Genomic DNA, 17,689 nt, shown 5'->3' with positions numbered 1-17,689 from the left:
CGCCGCCCGGGGCGGACGCCCGGGGCGGCGCCGCGCGGGTTCGGCCGCCCGGCGCGCGGCGGGACGCGGCGCTGGCGCCTGCTCGGTGGCGTCCGGCAGCCCCCGGGCCTCGCGCGCTGCGATCTCCTTGAGCCGCAGCGAGAGTTGCAGCGTGGTCGGACGAGTCTCGGCGGCCTTCGCCAGGCACGCCTGCACGATGGGCGCGAGCGCGGGCGGCACCAGGTGCAGCTGCGCCTCCTCGTGCACCACCCGGTAGAGCATGACCTCGGAACTTCCCTGCCCGAACGGCGAGTCCCCGGTGGCCGCGTAGGCCAGCGTGGCGCCGAGTGAGAAGACGTCCGTCGCGGGCTGTACCACGGCGCCGCGCACCTGTTCGGGCGCGAGAAAACCGGGCGAACCGACGGCCGTGCCTACGTGCGTCAGCGTGCTCGCGCCCGTCGCCCAGGCGATGCCGAAGTCGATGATGCGCGGGCCCTTGGGGGACAGCAGGATGTTGGACGGCTTGAGGTCGCGGTGTACGACACCCGCCTCGTGCACCGCGACCAGCCCCTCGGCCAGCGCGGCGCCGATCGCCGCCACCTGCGCCGGGGGCAGCGGACCGCCCTCGTGCACCTTGTCGTGCAGGGAGGGGCCGGGCACGTACTGGGTGGCGAACCACGGCCGGTCTGCGTCCAGATCGGCGGCCACCAGCCGGGCCGTGCAGCCGCCGCGGATGCGGCGGGCCGCCGACACCTCACGGGCGAACCGCGAACGGAACTCCTGGTCCTCGGCGAGATCCGGACGGATGACCTTGAGCGCGACCCGCTGGCCGCGCTTGTCCGACCCCAGGTACACCACACCCATACCGCCGGCGCCCAGCCGCCGGTGGAGCTTGAACGAGCCGACGACTCGCGGGTCCTCACGCCGGAGCCGCATCATCGCCATGTCCTTCCCCTACCTCCTCCGGTGGGGAGGCCCCACGTGCCCATCCTCTGACGGATCACAGCTTACGGACTGCCACCCCTGAGCGCCGCCAGGCCGCGCACGCGCCACCGGACGGATTACCCGGGCCGGGCCCGCTGCCCTGGGCATATGCCAGCTCAATCCCCGTGTGACGCACGCCACCTGACACCCCAACAGGCACCGCGCCTGCCCGCTGATCCAGGTGATCGAAGTCACCAACTTCGCTGTGAGAAAGGCGTGTTCAGGCCGTCCAAGGACTGGCTGTGGTTTCCCCTCCGGTTCCCCTCCGGGGCAACCCTGGGGCCGGGGGGAGCGCCGTCCACCCTGGGGACTACTCGCCCGGGTCTCAGGTCCTCCTGAGGGATGCCCAGGGGTCGGTACGCACGCATGACGCCCCCGCCCCCGCCCCCGCATAGCGTTGGGGACAAGCGGCGGGTGCACGCACTCGTCCCCCGAGGTCACCCACCCGCCGCCCTGGACGCGAACAGGGAGTGACGATCATGGCGGACACGGCAGGGCGCCCGGCCGTCCGGACGCGGCAGCGGCTCACCGGACTGGTCTCCGCACTCGCCGCGACCGGTGGTGAAAGGCCCGCGCAGACACGGCACCCGCTGGTCGCCGTGGCCATGGTCCTGCCGCTGGCCCTCCTGCTCGCCGTGCTCTTCGGCGGGGTGGAGGCCGTGGTCACCCAGGCGTCGTCCGTAGCCGGAATGCTGGGGCGCTGACCGCGCCCCGGGCCCGGGAGAGCGGCCCGGGCTGGGGATGTTCCGGTACACGCACCCCGTGGGGACGGGGAACGGCGGACGGCAGGCAGGCCCGGGCAGCCCAGGCGGCTGCCCGGGCCTCGTGCCGTGGCCGGTGGCCGCACACCCGGCCGGACCGCACCCGCCGGACGGCACCCGCCCGCACACACGTGAGCCCCCGGCCAGCAGGCCGGGGGCTCGTCGCGGTGGACGATACTGGGATTGAACCAGTGACCTCTTCCGTGTCAGGGAAGCGCTCTCCCGCTGAGCTAATCGTCCGGGAAGGGTCCGCGAGGGACAGTGCGCGATACTGGGATTGAACCAGTGACCTCTTCCGTGTCAGGGAAGCGCTCTCCCGCTGAGCTAATCGCGCGGGAAGGGTCCGCGAGGGACCAGTGGACGATACTGGGATTGAACCAGTGACCTCTTCCGTGTCAGGGAAGCGCTCTCCCGCTGAGCTAATCGTCCGTGGAGGTGGAGACGGGATTTGAACCCGTGTAGACGGCTTTGCAGGCCGTTGCCTCGCCTCTCGGCCACTCCACCAGGCATGCGAGGCGCGAGCCCCGCACTGTCGAGCGGACGACGAGATTCGAACTCGCGACCCTCACCTTGGCAAGGTGATGCTCTACCAGCTGAGCCACGTCCGCAGACGTCTCCCGGCCACTGCCGTGGCCCGGCGACGTGTTGAACTTTAGCGGATTCCCCGGCCAGCTCAAATTCCGTTCACCCTGCGTGCTCGTCCTAGACTCGACAGCGTGCTCGATCCGGCCCCTTTCGCCCGCTTCGGCGGCCTCGTCGCCTCCGACCTGCGGGATGTCACCGACGACCCGCAGGCTCTCGACTCCCGCGGATGGTGGGCCGTCGTCGCCGACTTCGAAGGACGCGTCGTGTGCGCCCGCTTCGGCGACGTCCGGCCCGACCCGCGTCCGGCTCCGGCCGACCGCTGGCGTGGCCCGGCCCCGCGGGCATGGACGTCTTCGCTCGACCGCCCCGCCTACCTCGCGGGCGTGCGGCGCATCCGCGAGCACATCGCGGGCGGAGAGGTGTATCAGGCCAACCTCTGCCGGGTGCTGAGCGCGCCGCTGCCCGACGCCGAGCGCTCGGACATGGACGCGCTCACCACCCGCCTCGCCCACGGCAACCCCGCCCCCTACGCGGGCACCGTGCACCTGCCCGCCCACGGTGTCGAGGTCGCGACCGCCTCCCCGGAGCTGTACGTGCGCCGCACCGGGCGCACGCTGCACTCCGGGCCGATCAAGGGCACCGGACGCACCGCCGCCGACCTGCTGGACAAGGACCACGCCGAGAACGTGATGATCGTCGATCTGGTCCGCAACGACCTGGGCCGCGTCTGCGCCGCCGGCAGCGTCACCGTCCCCGCGCTGTGCGCCGTCGAAGAGCACCCCGGCCTCGTGCACCTCGTCTCCACGGTGCGCGGTGAGCTGGCCGAGGGCACCGGGTGGGCGGAGCTGCTGGCGGCCACCTTTCCGCCCGGCTCGGTCACCGGCGCCCCCAAGTCCAGCGCGCTGCGCATCATCGACGCGCTGGAGACCGCGCCGCGCGGGCCGTACTGCGGTGGTGTCGGCTGGGTGGACGCCGACCGCCGCACCGGCGAGCTGGCCGTGGGCATCCGCACCTTCTGGCTCGACCGCACCGCGTCCGGCGGCGCCGTCGTGCGCTTCGGCACCGGCGCGGGCATCACCTGGGGCTCCGACCCCGAACGCGAGTGGGCGGAGACCGAGCTGAAGGCATCCCGGCTGCTCGCGGTAGCGTCGGGGGCACACGCGCACCGAGCGAGCGGGAGGTAGGCCGTGCCGCTGATCTGGCTGGACGGGAAGCTGCGGGACGCGGACACCGCGCGCGTCTCGGTGTTCGACCACGGGCTCACCGTCGGGGACGGCGTCTTCGAGACGGTCAAGGCCATCGCCGGCCGCCCGTTCGCCCTCACCCGCCACCTGGACCGGCTCGCCGCCTCCGCACGCGGCCTCGGGCTGCCCGAGCCCGACGCCGACGAGGTCCGCCGCGCCTGCGCCGCCGTCCTGGACGCCAACCCGATGCCGCTGGGCCGGCTGCGCATCACCTACACCGGCGGCCCGTCCCCGCTGGGCTCGGACCGGGGCGAGGCCGGTCCCACCCTCGTGGTCGCCGCGGCCGCCGCCCACCGGCGCCCGGACACCACCGCCGCCGTCACCGTGCCGTGGACGCGCAACGAGCGCGGCGCGCTCACCGGGCTGAAGACCACCTCCTACGCGGAGAACGTCGTCGCCCTCGCCCAGGCCCGCAGCCACGGTGCCTCCGAGGCGCTGTTCGGCAACAGCGCCGGACGGCTGTGCGAGGGCACCGGCTCCAACGTCTTCGTCGTCCTCGACGGCGCATTGCACACTCCGCCGCTCGCCTCCGGCTGCCTCGCGGGCATCACCCGCGCCCTGGTGCTCCAGTGGAGCGGGGCGAAGGAGACCGACCTGCCGCTGGACGCCCTGGACCGGGCCGAGGAGATCTTCCTCACCTCCTCCCTGCGCGACGTCCAGGCCGTGCGCCGCCTGAACGGCCGCGACCTGCCCGCCGCGCCGGGGCTGGTCACCGCGGAGGCTATGCGCACCTTCGAGGAGCGTTCCGCCGCCGATCTCGACCCCTGACGCCCCTGCGCTGGTACGTCTTTGGCCCAGCCGTCCACCACTACGCCAAGCCGCTGCTGTGACGGCCCCCGCCAGCGCCGCGCTCAGCCCAGCAGCCGGTCCACCCGCTGCGCGATCCGCTCCCGCAGCCCCTCCTGGCTCCGGCCACCGTCCAGCCGCTCACCGGCGATGACGTAGGACGGGGTGCCGGTGACGCCCAGCGCCTTCGCCTCAGCCTGGTCGGCGTCCACCGCCAGCAGGTGCCGCCCGTCGATGAGGCACGTCTCCACCTCGTCCACGTCCAGCCCCAGCTGAGCCGCGACCTCCAGCAGCACCGGCTCACCCCGCCTGCCCAGCTCCGCGCCGCGCGGCAGCAGCGCTTCGACGTACTCCTCGCCGCGCCCCTGCGCGAACGCCTCCTCGGCGGCCTGCGCCGCCGCGTAGGCGTGCCGGTGCTTCGCCAGCGGGAAGTGCCGCACCCGGATCTCCAGCCGTGGCCCGTACCGCTCCCGCAGCGCGGTCAGGTCGCCCAGCGCGGTGTGGCAGTCCGGGCACTGCAGGTCGAACCACGCGTCGAGCACGGGGCGGGCGGGGGCGTCGGAGGCGTCTGTCATGCGGGCAGTCTGTCAGCAGGGCATGACCGCACCCGCCATGGAGGTGCACGATGGATACATGCTGACCCTGACCGTGTGCGCCGCACTTTCCGCAGCCGGGCTCGCCATCGCCTTCCTGACGGCCTGGCGGCGCCGCTTCGTCCGCGCGACCCGGATCGCGGCGGTCGCGCTGCTGCCGATCGGGCTCGCCCTCTCCGGCCTGCTGGGCCTGGCCGGAGAAGTCGGCCGTGCCGCCGGTTCCTGGGCCGCTGACCTGGTTGTTGACCCGCAGGTGTGGACCGGGTTCGCCGTCCTGGCGCTCGCGGTCGTCCTGTACGTCGCCGCCCGGTTCGCGGGCGCCCGCTCCGCCCGGCGCGGCGGCGGCCGGGCAGCGCGGCGGGCCGAGTCCCCGGCCGGACAGGGCGCCCAGAGCCCGGCCGAGCGCAGCCGTCCCGCCGTCGCTCCGGCGAACAAGCCCCCAGGGGGCGGCGAGGACTTCTCCGAGATCGAGGCGATTCTGAAGAAGCACGGCATCTGACGAACCGGCTTATGCGCCGGGCGTGTTGACGTGCCTCCGGGGCGTGACTGCGCCATCATCGCGGCGAGATGCCCGACACCGACCGCCGCCGGGGCTGCCTGTTCGCGCTGTCCCAGCCGCCGCTGATGCTGTTCCTCGCCGTCATCGCCACACTCCTGCTGGTGACGGCCCTGCACGACCTGCTGGTGCTGTGACCACCCCGGGCCGGGTCAGCCTCGGGCCGGGTCAGCCCTGGGCCGCGTCGCGCTGGCGCGCGCGGTAGGCCGCGACGTGCAGGCGGTTGCCACAGGTCCGGCTGTCGCAGTACCGGCGTGAGCGGTTGCGCGAGAGGTCGATGAACGCCCGTCGGCAGTCCGGCGCCGCGCAGCGCCGCAGCCGCTCCAGCTCCCCGGCTACCAGCAGGAAGCCGAGTGCCATGCCGCCGTCCGCCGCCAGATGATCCGCGACGGAGGCGCCCGGGGCGAAGTAGTGGACGTGCCAGTCGTGCCCGTCGTGGTCGGTCAGCTGCGGTGTGGTCCCGGCCTGGGCGACGAGCGAGTTGACCAGGGCCGCGGCGCCGCGCACGTCGGGCGCGGCGAAGATCTGGCCGATGCGGTCGCGTACCCGCCGGACCGCTGCCACGTCGGCTTCGGTCAGCTCGCCGACCCCGCTGATGTGGTGGCGCCGTACGTATTCCCGCAGGCTGGCCAGGTCGGTCAGGCCGTCGGAGGTGTCGGTGTCCGGTGTGGTGTTGAGCAGGTCCACCACCACGTTGAGGGCGTACCGGGTGTCGTGGTTGATCAGCACGGTCGGTCGCTCCCCAGGCTGGTGACGTCTCGCTCTCCATGGTCCGTCATCGCCGGACGATGGTGCTGCGCAGCCGTTGCGTGGCTGCCGGGAGACTCTAGCCGAGGCCCGGCATGCCGGTGCCGCCGCCACGATGACTCGTGACGGCGGCACCGGCGTCCGCGCGGGCACCAGCCCCGTGCCGTCGCCCCGAGTCGGACGGCACGGAGTGGTGGTCTCAGCTCTCCGCGAGGATGTGGGAGAGCTCGGTGTCGAGGTCGAAGTGACGGTGCTCCGTGCCGGGCGGCACCGCCGCGTCCGTCCGCTTCAGGAACGACTCCAGGGCCCGCGCCGGGGCCTCAAGCAGCGCTTCACCCTCCGGGGAACTGAGGGCGATGCAGACGACGCCCTGCCCGTGGCTTCGGGAGGGCCAGACGCGTACGTCGCCGGTGCCGGTGGGGCGGTGCAGCCCCTCGGCCAGGAGATCGCGGGCGAATACCCACTCGACGGTCTCCTCGGCGCCGGTGTGGAAGGTCGCGTGCACGGCGTAGGGGTCGGCCGTGTCATACCGCAGGCCCGCGGGTACGGGGAGGGAGGACTCGCTCGATACAACGAGGCGCAGGTGCAGCTCGCAGCTGACCGTGGTGTTCATAAGCGCCAGGGCCTTTCGCTCAGTGTGCGCTCGGGGGTTCGCACGTCGGCGAAATCGACATGCCACCTACCGGCCGGTTGTAAACCCCTCTGACCGATTTGTGCTGCTTCAAGTCCTTCGTACAGCGGATCGGCGCTTGTGGCAATTGCTCCATCCCGGTGAGCGGGGTGGCGTGTCGCAGGCGGCGGGCCGTCCGCGCTCCATGGTCATTCGCCCCGCTGACATGGGGTAATGTTGGCGCCGCACCGCGGGCGATTAGCTCAGTGGGAGAGCGCTTCGTTCACACCGAAGAGGTCACTGGTTCGAACCCAGTATCGCCCACCGCGTGCACCGGGCCCGGACGCTTCGTTCCGGGCCCGGTGGCGTTTTCGGCGGCTCCCGTGAGCCCGCCCGCCATCCCGGTCGAACCGTCCTTCGTTCGGCGGATGACGGTTTGGTGACTCGTCGCGACGCCCTGTATGGTTCTCTCCGTGCCGCTGGGCACCGCGGGCGATTAGCTCAGTGGGAGAGCGCTTCGTTCACACCGAAGAGGTCACTGGTTCGAACCCAGTATCGCCCACCCCGCCGAAGCCGGTCCGTGTCTGACGGACCGGCTTCTCACATTTCTCCGGCCCGCGCCGCCCCGTCTCCCCGCCCGGGCCGCCGCCCGCCCCCGGTAACCGTTTCGCGCCCGGCTGCCCCGGCTCGGTACGATTCCCCCTCGGCGCGGGCGCTCGTCCGCGCGGGTCCACATGAGTCAGGAGAGATCCGGTGTCCGATGTCCATGTGATCATCAAACGCGATTCCGAGCGGGAAGAACGCGTGGTGACCACGGGCACTACGGCCGCCGCGCTCTTCGAGGGCGAACGCGGCGTCATCGCGGCGCGGGTCGCCGGTGCGCTGAGGGACCTCGCCTGGGAACCGGCCGACGGCGAGGAAGTCGAGCCCGTCGAGATCTCCAGCCCGGACGGCCTGGACATCCTGCGCCACTCCACCGCACACGTGATGGCGCAGGCGGTGCAGGAGCTGTTCCCGGACGCCAAGCTTGGCATCGGCCCGCCCATCAAGGACGGCTTCTACTATGACTTCGACGTCGAGCAGCCCTTCCACCCCGACGATCTCAAGCGCATCGAGAAGAAGATGCAGGAGATCATCAAGCGCGGGCAGCGCTTCTCGCGCCGCGTCACCACCGACGAGGACGCCCGCGAGGAGCTGGCCGGTGAGCCCTACAAGCTGGAACTCATCGGCCTGAAGGGTTCGGCCGCCGACGCCGCGGAAGGCGCCGCGGCCGAGGTCGGCGCCGGTGAGCTGACCATCTACGACAACCTCGACGCCAAGACCGGCGAGCTGTGCTGGAAGGACCTCTGCCGGGGCCCGCACCTGCCCACCACCCGCATGGTCCCCGCGTTCAAGCTGATGCGCTCGGCCGCCGCCTACTGGCGCGGCAGCGAGAAGAACCGCCAGCTCCAGCGCATCTACGGCACCGCCTGGCCGTCCAAGGACGAGCTGAAGGCGTACCTGGAGTTCCTGGCCGAGGCCGAGAAGCGCGACCACCGCAAGCTCGGCGCCGAGCTGGACCTGTTCTCCGTCCCGGAGGACATCGGCTCCGGGCTCGCCGTCTTCCACCCCCGCGGCGGCATCATCCGCCGGGTCATGGAGGACTACTCGCGGCGGCGGCACGAGGAGTCGGGCTACGAGTTCGTCTACACCCCGCACGCCACCAAGGGGCAGCTCTTCGAGAAGTCCGGGCACCTGGACTGGTACGCCGACGGCATGTACCCGCCCATGAAACTCGACGAGGTGCACGACTACTACCTCAAGCCGATGAACTGCCCGATGCACAACCTGATCTTCGACGCGCGCGGACGTTCCTACCGGGAGCTCCCCCTGCGCCTGTTCGAGTTCGGGACCGTCTACCGGTATGAGAAGTCCGGTGTCGTGCACGGCCTGACCCGGGCCCGCGGGTTCACCCAGGACGACGCGCACATCTACTGCACCAAGGAGCAGATGGCCGGGGAACTGGACTCGCTGCTCACCTTCGTGCTGAACCTCCTGCGCGACTACGGCCTGGAGGACTTCTACCTGGAGCTGTCCACCAAGGACCCGGAGAAGTTCATCGGCTCGGAGGAGAACTGGGAGGAAGCCACCCAGACACTGCGTGAGGCAGCCGAGAAGCAGGGCCTGGAACTCGTGCTCGACCCGGGCGGGGCGGCGTTCTACGGACCGAAGATCTCCGTCCAGGCCCGGGACGCGATCGGCCGCACCTGGCAGATGTCCACGATCCAGGTGGACTTCAACCTCCCGGAGCGCTTCGAGCTGGAGTACACCGCCGCCGACGGCTCGCGGCAGCGGCCGGTGATGATCCACCGGGCGCTGTTCGGCTCGATCGAGCGGTTCTTCGCCGTGCTGCTGGAGCACTACGCGGGTGCCTTCCCCGCCTGGCTGGCCCCCGTGCAGGCGCTCGGCATCCCGATCGGCGACGACCACGTGCCCTACCTGGAGGACTTCGCCGCCGAGGCGAAGAAGCGCGGCCTGCGCATGGAGGTGGACGCGTCCTCGGACCGGATGCAGAAGAAGATCCGCAACGCGCAGCGCGCCAAGGTCCCGTTCATGGTCATCGCCGGTGACGAGGACGTCGCCGCTGGTGCCGTCAGCTTCCGCTACCGCGACGGCTCACAGAAGAACGGCATCCCGCGCGAGGAGGCGCTCGCCGAGATCGCCCGGGCCGTGGCCGACCGCGTACAGGTCTGACCCCAGCCCGGCACCACCCGGAGCCCTCCGGCGGATCACCGGTCCCGGAGGGCTCCGGCATCTCCCGGCCGCCGCGCCCCTTCTCGGCGTGACGTGCGCGACAGCCGGGCGGAAAGGCGCCTCGTTCGTCGGTGGTCGTCAGCGTTCACCGGCGTTCACCGGCGTTCGCCGGCTGGCATCTCCGCCCCGTCCTGGCCTGCGCCCCGGCGAGACGCCACCGTGCGGCGACGCCATATGCTGGCCCGCATGAGCAGCGAGCCGGAACAGCAGATCGGGGTCGGCACACCGGACGCGTTCCAGCGTCTGTGGACACCGCACCGGATGGCGTACATCCAGGGCGAGAACAAGCCGTCGGGCCCGGGCGCCGGGGACGGCTGCCCGTTCTGCGCGATCCCGCAAAAGGACGACGAGGACGGCCTGGTCCTGGCCCGCGGCGAGCACGTCTACGCGGTGCTCAACCTCTACCCGTACACCGGCGGCCACTGCATGGTCGTCCCCTTCCGGCACGTCGCCGACTACACGGAGCTGACGGAGGCCGAGACGGCCGAGCTGGCGCTGCTGACCCAGCGGGCGATGACGGCGCTGCGGACGGCCTCGGGCGCGCAGGGTTTCAACGTCGGCATGAATCTCGGCGCGGTGGCCGGGGCCGGGATCGCCGCCCACCTGCACCAGCACATCGTGCCGCGCTGGGGCGGCGACACCAACTTCATGCCGGTGGTCGGCCACACCCGGGTGCTGCCGCAACTGCTGGCCGACACCCGCCGCATGCTGGCCGCGTCCTGGCCCGCCGAGAACTGAGCCGGCCCGGGGCGGGCGCGGCTTCGCGCCGGGCCGTCCCGGCTCGTCAGACCTCGTACTTGTCGGCGTTGGCCGGGGTGTGGGCCTGGACGGCGCCACTGAGGAACGCCGAGCGGTTGGAGAACTTCTCGGTGTCCACCCCGTTGTCCGCCAGCACCCTCATGGTGGCCCCGTGCACCACGCGCAGCACGGGCGCGGCGGCGCGCAGCGCGTCGTCGGCCATGAAGCGGTGCCGCCAGGGCGGGTTCGCCCAGGTGTGGCGCAGCCCGAACGGCTCGGGCAGGGTCAGCTTGCCGCCGAGGAAGTCCAGCACGGGCGGGAACCAGGTCAGCGGCGCGCGCGCGGCCAGGCGCACCACCTCGGGCGTCTCCACCAAAGGCAGCGGCACCGTCTTGGTCTCCCAGAACTTCACGTGCTTGGCCACCTCCTTCTCCTTCGGCTCCGGCTTGGTCGTGAACAGCGGGTGCACCGGCCCGAGCGCGTGTCCGGTCACCTCCACGCGGAGCGTGTGGTGCAGCACCGTGACCGTGATCATCAGGGTCAGGACCAGCTGACCGTCCCAGAGCACGAACTGCACGCCCAGGTAGTGCCGGTTGCCGCTGCCGAACTGCTGCTCGTTGCAGATGCGCTGGATCTCGAAGTCCCTCACCTGGAACGACTCGATCTCCTGCCCGTCCGGCCGCGCGACCTCCTTGGCGCCCTCCCCGACCGGCGCGACGATCCAGTGCCGTATCGACGGCTTGGGGAAGCCGCCGGTGTGCAGCGGGCCGCGCTCCAGCAGGCGCAGCCGGTCCTCGATGGCCCGGATGACGTCCCAGCTGCGGAAGGGGTTGATGTCGTCCACGCCCTCGGCCGGAGTCAGCTCCTCGGCCAGCTGCCAGCTGCCCCAGCGGGTGCCCATGCCCAGTATGCCCTTGGGGCCCGCGTAGAAGACCACGTTGCTGTGCTGCTCGGCGGCGACCTTCGTCAGCGCCTGGCGCAGCGTCTCGGCCTCCTTGTCGTTCGGGTCCTGCGGTACCGCCTCCGGGATGCGCGCGCCGACCCCGCCGCCGCCGAGCAGGCCGGACCAGAACGCGCGCAGGTCCTTGGCGTACCGTTCGCACACCCGCTTGGCCAGCAGCCAGCCGACCACCGGGGCCACCAGCATGGCGATCAGGTACAGCCCGATGAGACCGCCCATCGGCAAGAGCACCACCGCCACCAGCAGCAGTGCCCCCAGCGCCAGCAGCGCCGTCCCCGCCAGGGTGGCGGCGACCCCCGCGAGCCGGGCCAGCTTCACCGCGCCGACGGCCTGCACCACGGTGGGCGCTTCGGACAGGCGGCCCCGCAGGCCCGTCAGCGTCCGCCGCAGCTGGAAACCGGCCAGCCACAGCAGCACCCCCGGCAGGAACAGGACGCCGAAGAGCACCATGAGGACGGTGAGCCGGACATCCCGCGCCTTGCGGATGCGCGTGGCCGCCAGACAGTGGTCGGCGACCGTGAGGGGGTCCGTGCCGAAGGACTGCACGAGCGGTTTGCGGGCACCGCCGAGCATGCGGACGATCACGGCCCGGGCGAATGCCTCACCCAGGTCCGGCTCGAACAGCGACAGCTTGGGGCCCTTGACCGCCGTCGCCGCGTTGATCTCCACCAGGCCGGACACCGGCCCGTCCCGGTACGCGGCCGAGGCCAGCGCCTGGGTGGCCGCCGTCTGCCCGGAGTCGCCGCCGCTGAGCGGCACCTGGGCGCCCGGGCTGAAGTCCACCTCCACGCCGTGCCTGCGGTCGTCGAAGCCTGCCACTGCTGCCCCCACTCCTGACTCCTGGTCCGCACCGGGCCACTTGGCCCGATCCCCACCGGGGCGGGGAGCGAAACATCTGCCGGAGTGTCAGGGTAGCCGCGTTCCGCGCCCGTTCCGCTCCGTTCGCCGTGACCGCCCCCCCGCCGCACTCACCCGCTCCGCCGCACTCACCCACTCCGCGTACTCACCCGCTCCGCTGTACCCATCCGCTCCGCTACCTGGTGTGGCATCGGCTCGTGGCGGGCGTAGGCGCGGGTGAAGCGTCCGGTGCCGTGGGAGAGCGAGCGCAGGTCCACCGCGTAGCGGCTGATCTCCAGCTCCGGGATCTCCGCCCGAACCAGCGTCGTCGCTCCGTCGCCCTGCTCGGTGCCCAGCACGCGGCCGCGCCGGGCGGACAGGTCGCTCATCACCGTCCCGACGTACTCGTCGGGTACCTGTACGCTCACCGCCGCCACCGGCTCCAGCAGGTGCACCGGCGCCCCGGCCGCCGCCTCGCGCAGGGCGAGTGCGCCGGCGGTCTGGAAGGCGGCGTCGGAGGAGTCCACCGAGTGTGCCTTGCCGTCCAGCAGTGTCACTCGCACGTCCACCAGCGGGTTACCGCTCGCCACGCCCTTGGCGGCCTGCGCGCGCACGCCCTTCTCCACCGACGGGATGAACTGCCGGGGTACCGCGCCGCCCACCACCTGGTCGGCGAACTCGATGCCCGAACCCACCGGCAGCGGTTCGACGCTGATCTCGCAGATCGCGAACTGGCCGTGGCCGCCGGACTGCTTGACGTGGCGTCCGCGGCCAGCGGCGGGCGCGGCGAAGGTCTCGCGCAGCGCGATGCGGTGCGGCTCGGTGTCCACCCGCACCCCGTACCGGGTGCGCAGCCGCTCCAGCACGACGTCGCGGTGCGCTTCGCCCATGCACCACAGCACCACCTGGTGCGTGTCGGGGTTGTGCTCCAGCCGCATCGTCGGGTCCTCCGCGACGACGCGGGCCAGCCCCTGGGACAGCTTGTCCTCGTCGGCCTTGCTGTGTGCGACGACGGCGACGGGCAGCAGCGGCTCGGGCATCGCCCACGGGGCCATCAGCAGCGGGTCGTCCCTAGCCGAGAGGGTGTCGCCGGTCTCGGCGCGGGTGAGCTTGGCGACGCAGGCCAGGTCACCGGCGACGGCGTGCGCCAGGGTGCGCTGGTGCTTGCCGAACGGCGAGGTCAGCGCGCCCACCCGCTCGTCCACGTCGTGGTCTTCGTGGCCACGGTCGGCCAGCCCGTGCCCGGAGACGTGCACGGTCATGTCCGGCCGCAGCGTGCCGGAGAAGACCCGCACCAGCGATATCCGGCCGACGTAGGGGTCGGAGGCGGTCTTGACCACCTCGGCCACCAGCGGGCCGGACGGGTCACAGGCCAGCGGCGGACGCGGGGCGCTCTCCGGGCTGGTGACGGGCGGCAGCGGGTGTTCCTCCGGAGTGGGGAAACCGCCGGTGACCAGCTCCAGCAATTCCAGCGTCCCGATGCCGTGCCGGGCTTCGGGAGCGGCCGGGGCGGCGGCGAGCACCGGGTGGAAACAGCCCCGGGCCACGGCCTTCTCCAGGTCCCCGACGAGCGTCTTCACGTCGATGTCCTCGCCACCGAGGTAGCGGTCCATCAGGGTCTCGTCCTCGCTCTCGGCGATGATGCCCTCAATGAGCCGGTTGCGGGCCTCGGCGATCAGCGGCACCTCGCCCGCCACCGGCGCCCGCTCCTGCCGCTGACCGCTGCCGTACTCGAAGACGCGCTGCGACAGCAGGCCGATCAGCCCGGTGACGGGGGAGTGCCCGTCGGCTCCGGCCGCCCCGTACAGCGGCAGGTACAGCGGGAGGACGGCGTCGGCGTTGTCACCGCCGAACGCCTCCTGGCAGCGGGCCGTCATCTCCGCGAAGTCCGCGCGCGCAGCCTCCAGGTGGGTGACGACAATGGCCCGCGGCATGCCGACGGCCGCGCACTCCTCCCAGATCATCCGGGTACCGCCGTCCACCCCGTCGGCGGCCGAGACGACGAACAGGGCCGCGTCCGCCGCCCGCAGACCGGCCCGCAGCTCCCCGACGAAGTCGGCGTACCCGGGGGTGTCCAGCACGTTGATCCGCACCCCGTCCCAGCCGAGCGGCACCAGGGACAGCTGCACCGAGCGGTGCTGCCGGTGCTCGATCTCGTCGTAGTCGGAGACCGCCGCCCCGTCCTCCACCCGGCCCGCGCGCTGCACCGCGCCGGTGGCCAGGGCCAGCGCCTCCACCAGAGTGGTCTTGCCCGCTCCGCTGGGGCCGACCAGCACCACGTTGCGCAGGTCCGCGGGCCGGTCGGCCGCCGTAGCCCTGCCGGCGGCTCCCTGAGGAGTGTTCGACTTGTCGCCCATGACGTCCCGCCTTACCGCTCGAAGGCCGGCCGCCCGTGCGCGGCGAGACCTCGGATGCCTCCGTGCGAGGGATACCCCCGCTGGGAGGGATGCCTCCATTCGAGCTTTGCACCGCGGGCATCACCCGTCCATACGGCGCGGTCCGGTGCCGCGGCCCGCCGCTGATCGCGCTACCGCTCCGTAACGTCCGCCCGGCGCTGGCTACGATGGGGCCGCCGGTGGCAAGGAGCGCCACCGCCCGCACCGACCCCGGGACCGCCATGCTGAACAAGTACGCGCGTGCTTTCTTCACGCGTGTCCTGACCCCGTTCGCCGCGTTGCTGCTGCGCCTGGGGGTGAGCCCGGACGCCGTCACCCTGGTCGGGACCGCGGGCGTGGTCGCCGGAGCGCTGGTGTTCTTCCCGCTGGGGGAGTTCTTCTGGGGCGTTGTCACCATCACGCTGTTCGTCTTCTCCGACCTGGTGGACGGCAACATGGCCCGGCAGCTGGGCCGCTCCAGCCGCTGGGGCGCGTTCTTGGACTCCACCCTGGACCGGGTCGCCGACGCCGCCGTCTTCGGCGGGCTCGCGCTGTGGTTCGCCGGGGCGGGGAACTCGCTGCTGCTGTGCGCGCTGGCGATCTTCTGCCTGGCCAGCGGACAGGTGGTCTCCTACACCAAGGCGCGCGGGGAGTCCATCGGCCTGCCGGTGAACGTCAACGGGCTGGTGGAGCGCGCCGAGCGGCTGGTCATCACGCTGGTGCTGACCGGCCTGGCAGGCTTCGAGACCACCTTCGGCGTCCCCCACATCGGGGTGCTGCTGCCGGTGGCCCTATGGGTGGTCGCGGTGGGCAGCGCCGTCACGCTGGTGCAGCGCGTGGTGACGGTGCGCCGGGAGTCATCCGCAGCCGACGCAGCCGACGCCGGCGACGCAGCCGACGCCACAGCGGCGTCCGGGTCCGCCGGGCCGGGGAGTGGCGACGCCGCCGGGGACACCGACGCCGGGAGCACCGGCACACCGCGCGCCGGCCGGCCGCGCGGCACGGAACAGGGGAGGAAGAGGCCCGCATGAGGGAACGGCTCACCGACGGCCTGTACGGGCTGGGCTGGGCGGGAGTGAAGCGGCTGCCGGAACCGGTCGCGGTACGGCTCGGACAGCGCATCGCCGACACCGCCTGGAAGCGGCGCGGCGCCGGGGTGCGGCAGCTGGAGGCGAACCTCGCCCGCGTCGTGCCCCACGCCTCACCGCAGCAGCTCGCGGACCTGACGCACGCCGGTATGCGCTCCTACCTGCGGTACTGGATGGAGTCCTTCCGCCTGCCCACGTGGAACCGGCAGCGCATCGCCTGGGGCCTGGAGATCACCGACGTGCACCGGCTGACCGAGCCGGTGGAACGCGGTCAGGGCGTCGTCCTGGCCCTGCCGCACCTGGGCAACTGGGACCTCGCCGGCGCCTGGGTCACCACGCAGCTCGGCGTGCGGCTGTCCACCGTCGCCGAGCGGCTCAAGCCGGAGTCGCTGTACGACCGGTTCGTCGCCTACCGGGAGTCGCTGGGCATGGAGGTGCTGCCGCACGACGGCGGTACCCCCTTCGGCGTGCTGGCACGGCGGCTGCGGGCGGGCGGCGTGGTCGCCCTCGTCGCCGACCGCGACCTGTCGGCGTCCGGGGTGGAGGTCAGCTTCTTCGGCGAGCCCACGCGCATGCCCGCGGGCCCCGCGCTGCTCGCCCTGCAGACCGGCGCCCCACTGCTGCCAGCCAGCCTGTGGTTCGACGACACGCCGGTGATGAAGGCCCGCGTCCACCCCCCGATCGAGGTGCCGGAGAGCGGCAGCCGGCGCGAGAAGGCCGCCGCCATGACGCAGGCGCTCGCGGACGTCTTCGCCGGGGCGATCGCCGAGCACCCCGCCGACTGGCACATGCTGCAGCGCCTGTGGCTGGCCGACCTGCCCGCGCGTGACGGAGCGGAGTCCGTGCGGTGAGGATCGGCATCGTCTGCCCCTACGCCTGGGACGTGCCCGGCGGGGTGCAGTTCCACATCCGCGACTGCGCCGAACACCTGATCCGGCTCGGCCATAAGGTCTCCGTGCTGGCCCCGGCCGACGACGAGACGCCGCTGCCGCCCTACGTCGTCTCCGCGGGCCGCGCCCTGCCGGTGCCCTACAACGGCTCGGTGGCCCGGCTCAGCTTCGGCGTGCTCTCCGCGGCCCGGGTGCGCCGCTGGCTGGCCGACGGCGACTTCGACGTGCTGCACGTGCACGAACCCGCCGCGCCCTCACTGACGCTGCTGGCCTGCTGGGCCGCACGCGGGCCGATCGTCGCCACCTTCCACACCTCCAACCCGCGCTCGCGCGCCATGATCGCCGCGTACCCGATCCTGCAGCCCGCGCTGGAGAAGATCAGCGCCCGCATCGCGGTCAGCGAGTACGCCCGGCGCACGCTGGTGGAGCACCTGGGCGGGGACGCCGTCGTCATTCCCAACGGCGTGGATGTCGGTTTCTTCGCCGACGCCGAGCCGAAGGCCGAGTGGCAGGGCGAAACCATCGGCTTCATCGGCCGCATCGACGAGCCGCGCAAGGGCCTGCCGGTCCTCATGCGGGCGCTGCCCTCGATCCTGGAGCGCCGTCCGCACACGCGGCTGCTGGTGGCCGGTCGCGGGGACGAGCAGGAGGCCGTGGCCGGGCTCCCGGCGCACCTGCGGGACCGGGTGGAGTTCCTCGGCATGGTCAGCGACGAGGACAAGGCGCGGCTGCTGCGCAGCGTGGACGTCTACGTGGCGCCCAACACCGGCGGCGAGAGCTTCGGGATCATCCTGGTGGAGGCGATGTCGGCGGGGGCGCCGGTGCTGGCCAGCGACCTGGACGCCTTCGTCCAGGTGCTCGGCGGCGGCACCGCGGGCGAGGTGTTCCCCGGCGGGGACGCCGACGCGCTCGCCGAGGCCGCGGTGCGGCTGCTGGCGGACGCCGCCCGGCGCACCGAGCTGCGCGAGCTGGCCGCCGCCCACGTGCGGCGCTTCGACTGGGGCACGGTGGCCGCCGACATCCTCGCCGTCTACGAGACGGTCACCGAGGGCGCCTCCACGGTGGCCGCCGACGAGCGCCTGCGTCCGCTGAACCGCCTGCGCCCAGGACGTCCGTAGCCGGAGCCGGAGCCGGACCGCTGGCCGGGCGAGCCGGGCGGCGG

16 protein-coding genes and 7 tRNA genes are annotated in these 17,689 nt (G+C 72.6%); 12 read left to right on the top strand and 11 right to left on the bottom strand.

The genetic code is table 11. From position 1 onward, the window contains the following. On the bottom strand, positions 1–924 hold a 924-nt coding region (locus JJV70_RS19185; RefSeq protein ID WP_219049253.1), incomplete at its 3' end, for a serine/threonine-protein kinase. 518 nt (positions 925–1,442) lie between these two features. Between JJV70_RS19185 and JJV70_RS19180 the strand changes: the two genes are divergently transcribed. Next, positions 1,443–1,667 (top strand): hypothetical protein, encoded by a 225-nt coding sequence (locus JJV70_RS19180; protein ID WP_219049252.1) that lies wholly within the window; start codon positions 1,443–1,445, stop codon positions 1,665–1,667. 225 nt (positions 1,668–1,892) lie between these two features. On the opposite strand, the gene JJV70_RS19175 is transcribed toward JJV70_RS19180, so the two are convergent. The 5 genes from JJV70_RS19175 to JJV70_RS19155 form a co-directional block, all read right to left on the bottom strand. Continuing rightward, positions 1,893–1,964, bottom strand: a tRNA-Val gene (locus tag JJV70_RS19175). 22 nt (positions 1,965–1,986) lie between these two features. Further along, positions 1,987–2,058, bottom strand: a tRNA-Val gene (locus JJV70_RS19170). 23 nt (positions 2,059–2,081) lie between these two features. After that, a tRNA-Val gene (locus JJV70_RS19165) sits at positions 2,082–2,153 on the bottom strand. 1 nt (position 2,154) lies between these two features. Continuing rightward, a tRNA-Cys gene (locus tag JJV70_RS19160) sits at positions 2,155–2,228 on the bottom strand. A gap of 31 nt (positions 2,229–2,259) precedes the next feature. Then, positions 2,260–2,332 (bottom strand) — tRNA-Gly (locus tag JJV70_RS19155). Between the two features lie 108 nt (positions 2,333–2,440). Here JJV70_RS19155 and JJV70_RS19150 point away from each other — a divergent pair. Together JJV70_RS19150 and JJV70_RS19145 are read left to right on the top strand one after the other, a co-directional pair. Further along, positions 2,441–3,493, top strand: a complete 1,053-nt coding sequence (locus tag JJV70_RS19150) for a chorismate-binding protein (protein ID WP_219049251.1) — start codon at positions 2,441–2,443, stop codon at positions 3,491–3,493. A 9-nt stretch (positions 3,494–3,502) separates the two neighbouring features. After that, the gene (locus JJV70_RS19145; RefSeq protein WP_219049259.1) at positions 3,503–4,321 is read left to right on the top strand and encodes an aminotransferase class IV; all 819 of its coding nucleotides are present in this window, start codon (positions 3,503–3,505) and stop codon (positions 4,319–4,321) included. Between the two features lie 83 nt (positions 4,322–4,404). On the opposite strand, the gene JJV70_RS19140 is transcribed toward JJV70_RS19145, so the two are convergent. After that, positions 4,405–4,914 (bottom strand): DsbA family protein, encoded by a 510-nt coding sequence (locus JJV70_RS19140; protein ID WP_219049250.1) that lies wholly within the window; start codon positions 4,912–4,914, stop codon positions 4,405–4,407. A 58-nt stretch (positions 4,915–4,972) separates the two neighbouring features. Here JJV70_RS19140 and JJV70_RS19135 point away from each other — a divergent pair, with 58 nt between their 5' ends. After that, entirely contained in the window at positions 4,973–5,431 is a 459-nt protein-coding gene (locus JJV70_RS19135; protein WP_219049249.1) for a hypothetical protein, read from the top strand. Between the two features lie 68 nt (positions 5,432–5,499). Beyond that, positions 5,500–5,625 (top strand): hypothetical protein, encoded by a 126-nt coding sequence (locus JJV70_RS22955; RefSeq protein WP_257574210.1) that lies wholly within the window; start codon positions 5,500–5,502, stop codon positions 5,623–5,625. A 31-nt stretch (positions 5,626–5,656) separates the two neighbouring features. On the opposite strand, the gene JJV70_RS19130 is transcribed toward JJV70_RS22955, so the two are convergent. Further along, entirely contained in the window at positions 5,657–6,217 is a 561-nt protein-coding gene (locus tag JJV70_RS19130) for a CGNR zinc finger domain-containing protein (RefSeq protein WP_219049248.1), read from the bottom strand. 217 nt (positions 6,218–6,434) lie between these two features. Further along, positions 6,435–6,848, bottom strand: coding sequence for an SsgA family sporulation/cell division regulator (locus JJV70_RS19125; protein ID WP_003959770.1), 414 nt, complete (start codon positions 6,846–6,848; stop codon positions 6,435–6,437). A 249-nt stretch (positions 6,849–7,097) separates the two neighbouring features. On the opposite strand from JJV70_RS19125, the gene JJV70_RS19120 reads away from it, so the two are divergent. The 4 genes from JJV70_RS19120 to JJV70_RS19105 all read left to right on the top strand — a co-directional run bounded on the left by JJV70_RS19120 (position 7,098) and on the right by JJV70_RS19105 (position 10,376). Further along, positions 7,098–7,169 (top strand) — tRNA-Val (locus JJV70_RS19120). A gap of 166 nt (positions 7,170–7,335) precedes the next feature. Beyond that, a tRNA-Val gene (locus JJV70_RS19115) sits at positions 7,336–7,407 on the top strand. A gap of 191 nt (positions 7,408–7,598) precedes the next feature. Next, positions 7,599–9,578, top strand: coding sequence for a threonine--tRNA ligase (gene thrS, locus JJV70_RS19110; protein WP_219049247.1), 1,980 nt, complete (start codon positions 7,599–7,601; stop codon positions 9,576–9,578). 234 nt (positions 9,579–9,812) lie between these two features. Further along, positions 9,813–10,376: an HIT domain-containing protein gene (locus JJV70_RS19105; protein ID WP_219049258.1), complete on the top strand. Its 564-nt coding sequence runs from the start codon at positions 9,813–9,815 to the stop codon at positions 10,374–10,376. A 46-nt stretch (positions 10,377–10,422) separates the two neighbouring features. On the opposite strand, the gene JJV70_RS19100 is transcribed toward JJV70_RS19105, so the two are convergent. Together JJV70_RS19100 and JJV70_RS19095 are read right to left on the bottom strand one after the other, a co-directional pair. After that, positions 10,423–12,156 carry a hypothetical protein gene (locus JJV70_RS19100; protein ID WP_219049246.1) on the bottom strand — a complete coding sequence of 578 codons (1,734 nt, stop codon included), beginning with the start codon at positions 12,154–12,156 and terminating at the stop codon, positions 10,423–10,425. 167 nt (positions 12,157–12,323) lie between these two features. After that, entirely contained in the window at positions 12,324–14,531 is a 2,208-nt protein-coding gene (locus JJV70_RS19095) for an elongation factor G-like protein EF-G2 (RefSeq protein ID WP_219049245.1), read from the bottom strand. A gap of 260 nt (positions 14,532–14,791) precedes the next feature. On the opposite strand from JJV70_RS19095, the gene pgsA reads away from it, so the two are divergent. Genes pgsA through JJV70_RS19080 form a run of 3 tightly spaced genes read left to right on the top strand, consistent with a single transcriptional unit; the run spans position 14,792 to position 17,645 of the window. Next, entirely contained in the window at positions 14,792–15,580 is a 789-nt protein-coding gene (gene pgsA, locus JJV70_RS19090; RefSeq protein WP_219049257.1) for a phosphatidylinositol phosphate synthase, read from the top strand. Beyond that, entirely contained in the window at positions 15,577–16,488 is a 912-nt protein-coding gene (locus JJV70_RS19085) for a phosphatidylinositol mannoside acyltransferase (protein ID WP_219049244.1), read from the top strand. The genes pgsA and JJV70_RS19085 overlap by 4 nt, the downstream gene beginning before the upstream one ends. Further along, the gene (locus JJV70_RS19080; RefSeq protein ID WP_219049243.1) at positions 16,485–17,645 is read left to right on the top strand and encodes a glycosyltransferase family 4 protein; all 1,161 of its coding nucleotides are present in this window, start codon (positions 16,485–16,487) and stop codon (positions 17,643–17,645) included. The genes JJV70_RS19085 and JJV70_RS19080 overlap by 4 nt, the downstream gene beginning before the upstream one ends. Positions 17,646–17,689: the final 44 nt, after the last annotated feature.

This window comes from Streptomyces sp. JJ66 (assembly GCF_019303495.1).
Taxonomy (GTDB): domain Bacteria; phylum Actinomycetota; class Actinomycetes; order Streptomycetales; family Streptomycetaceae; genus Streptomyces.
The sequence above is the reverse complement of the archived record's forward strand: the minus strand, read 5'-3'. Positions and strand labels throughout refer to the sequence as shown.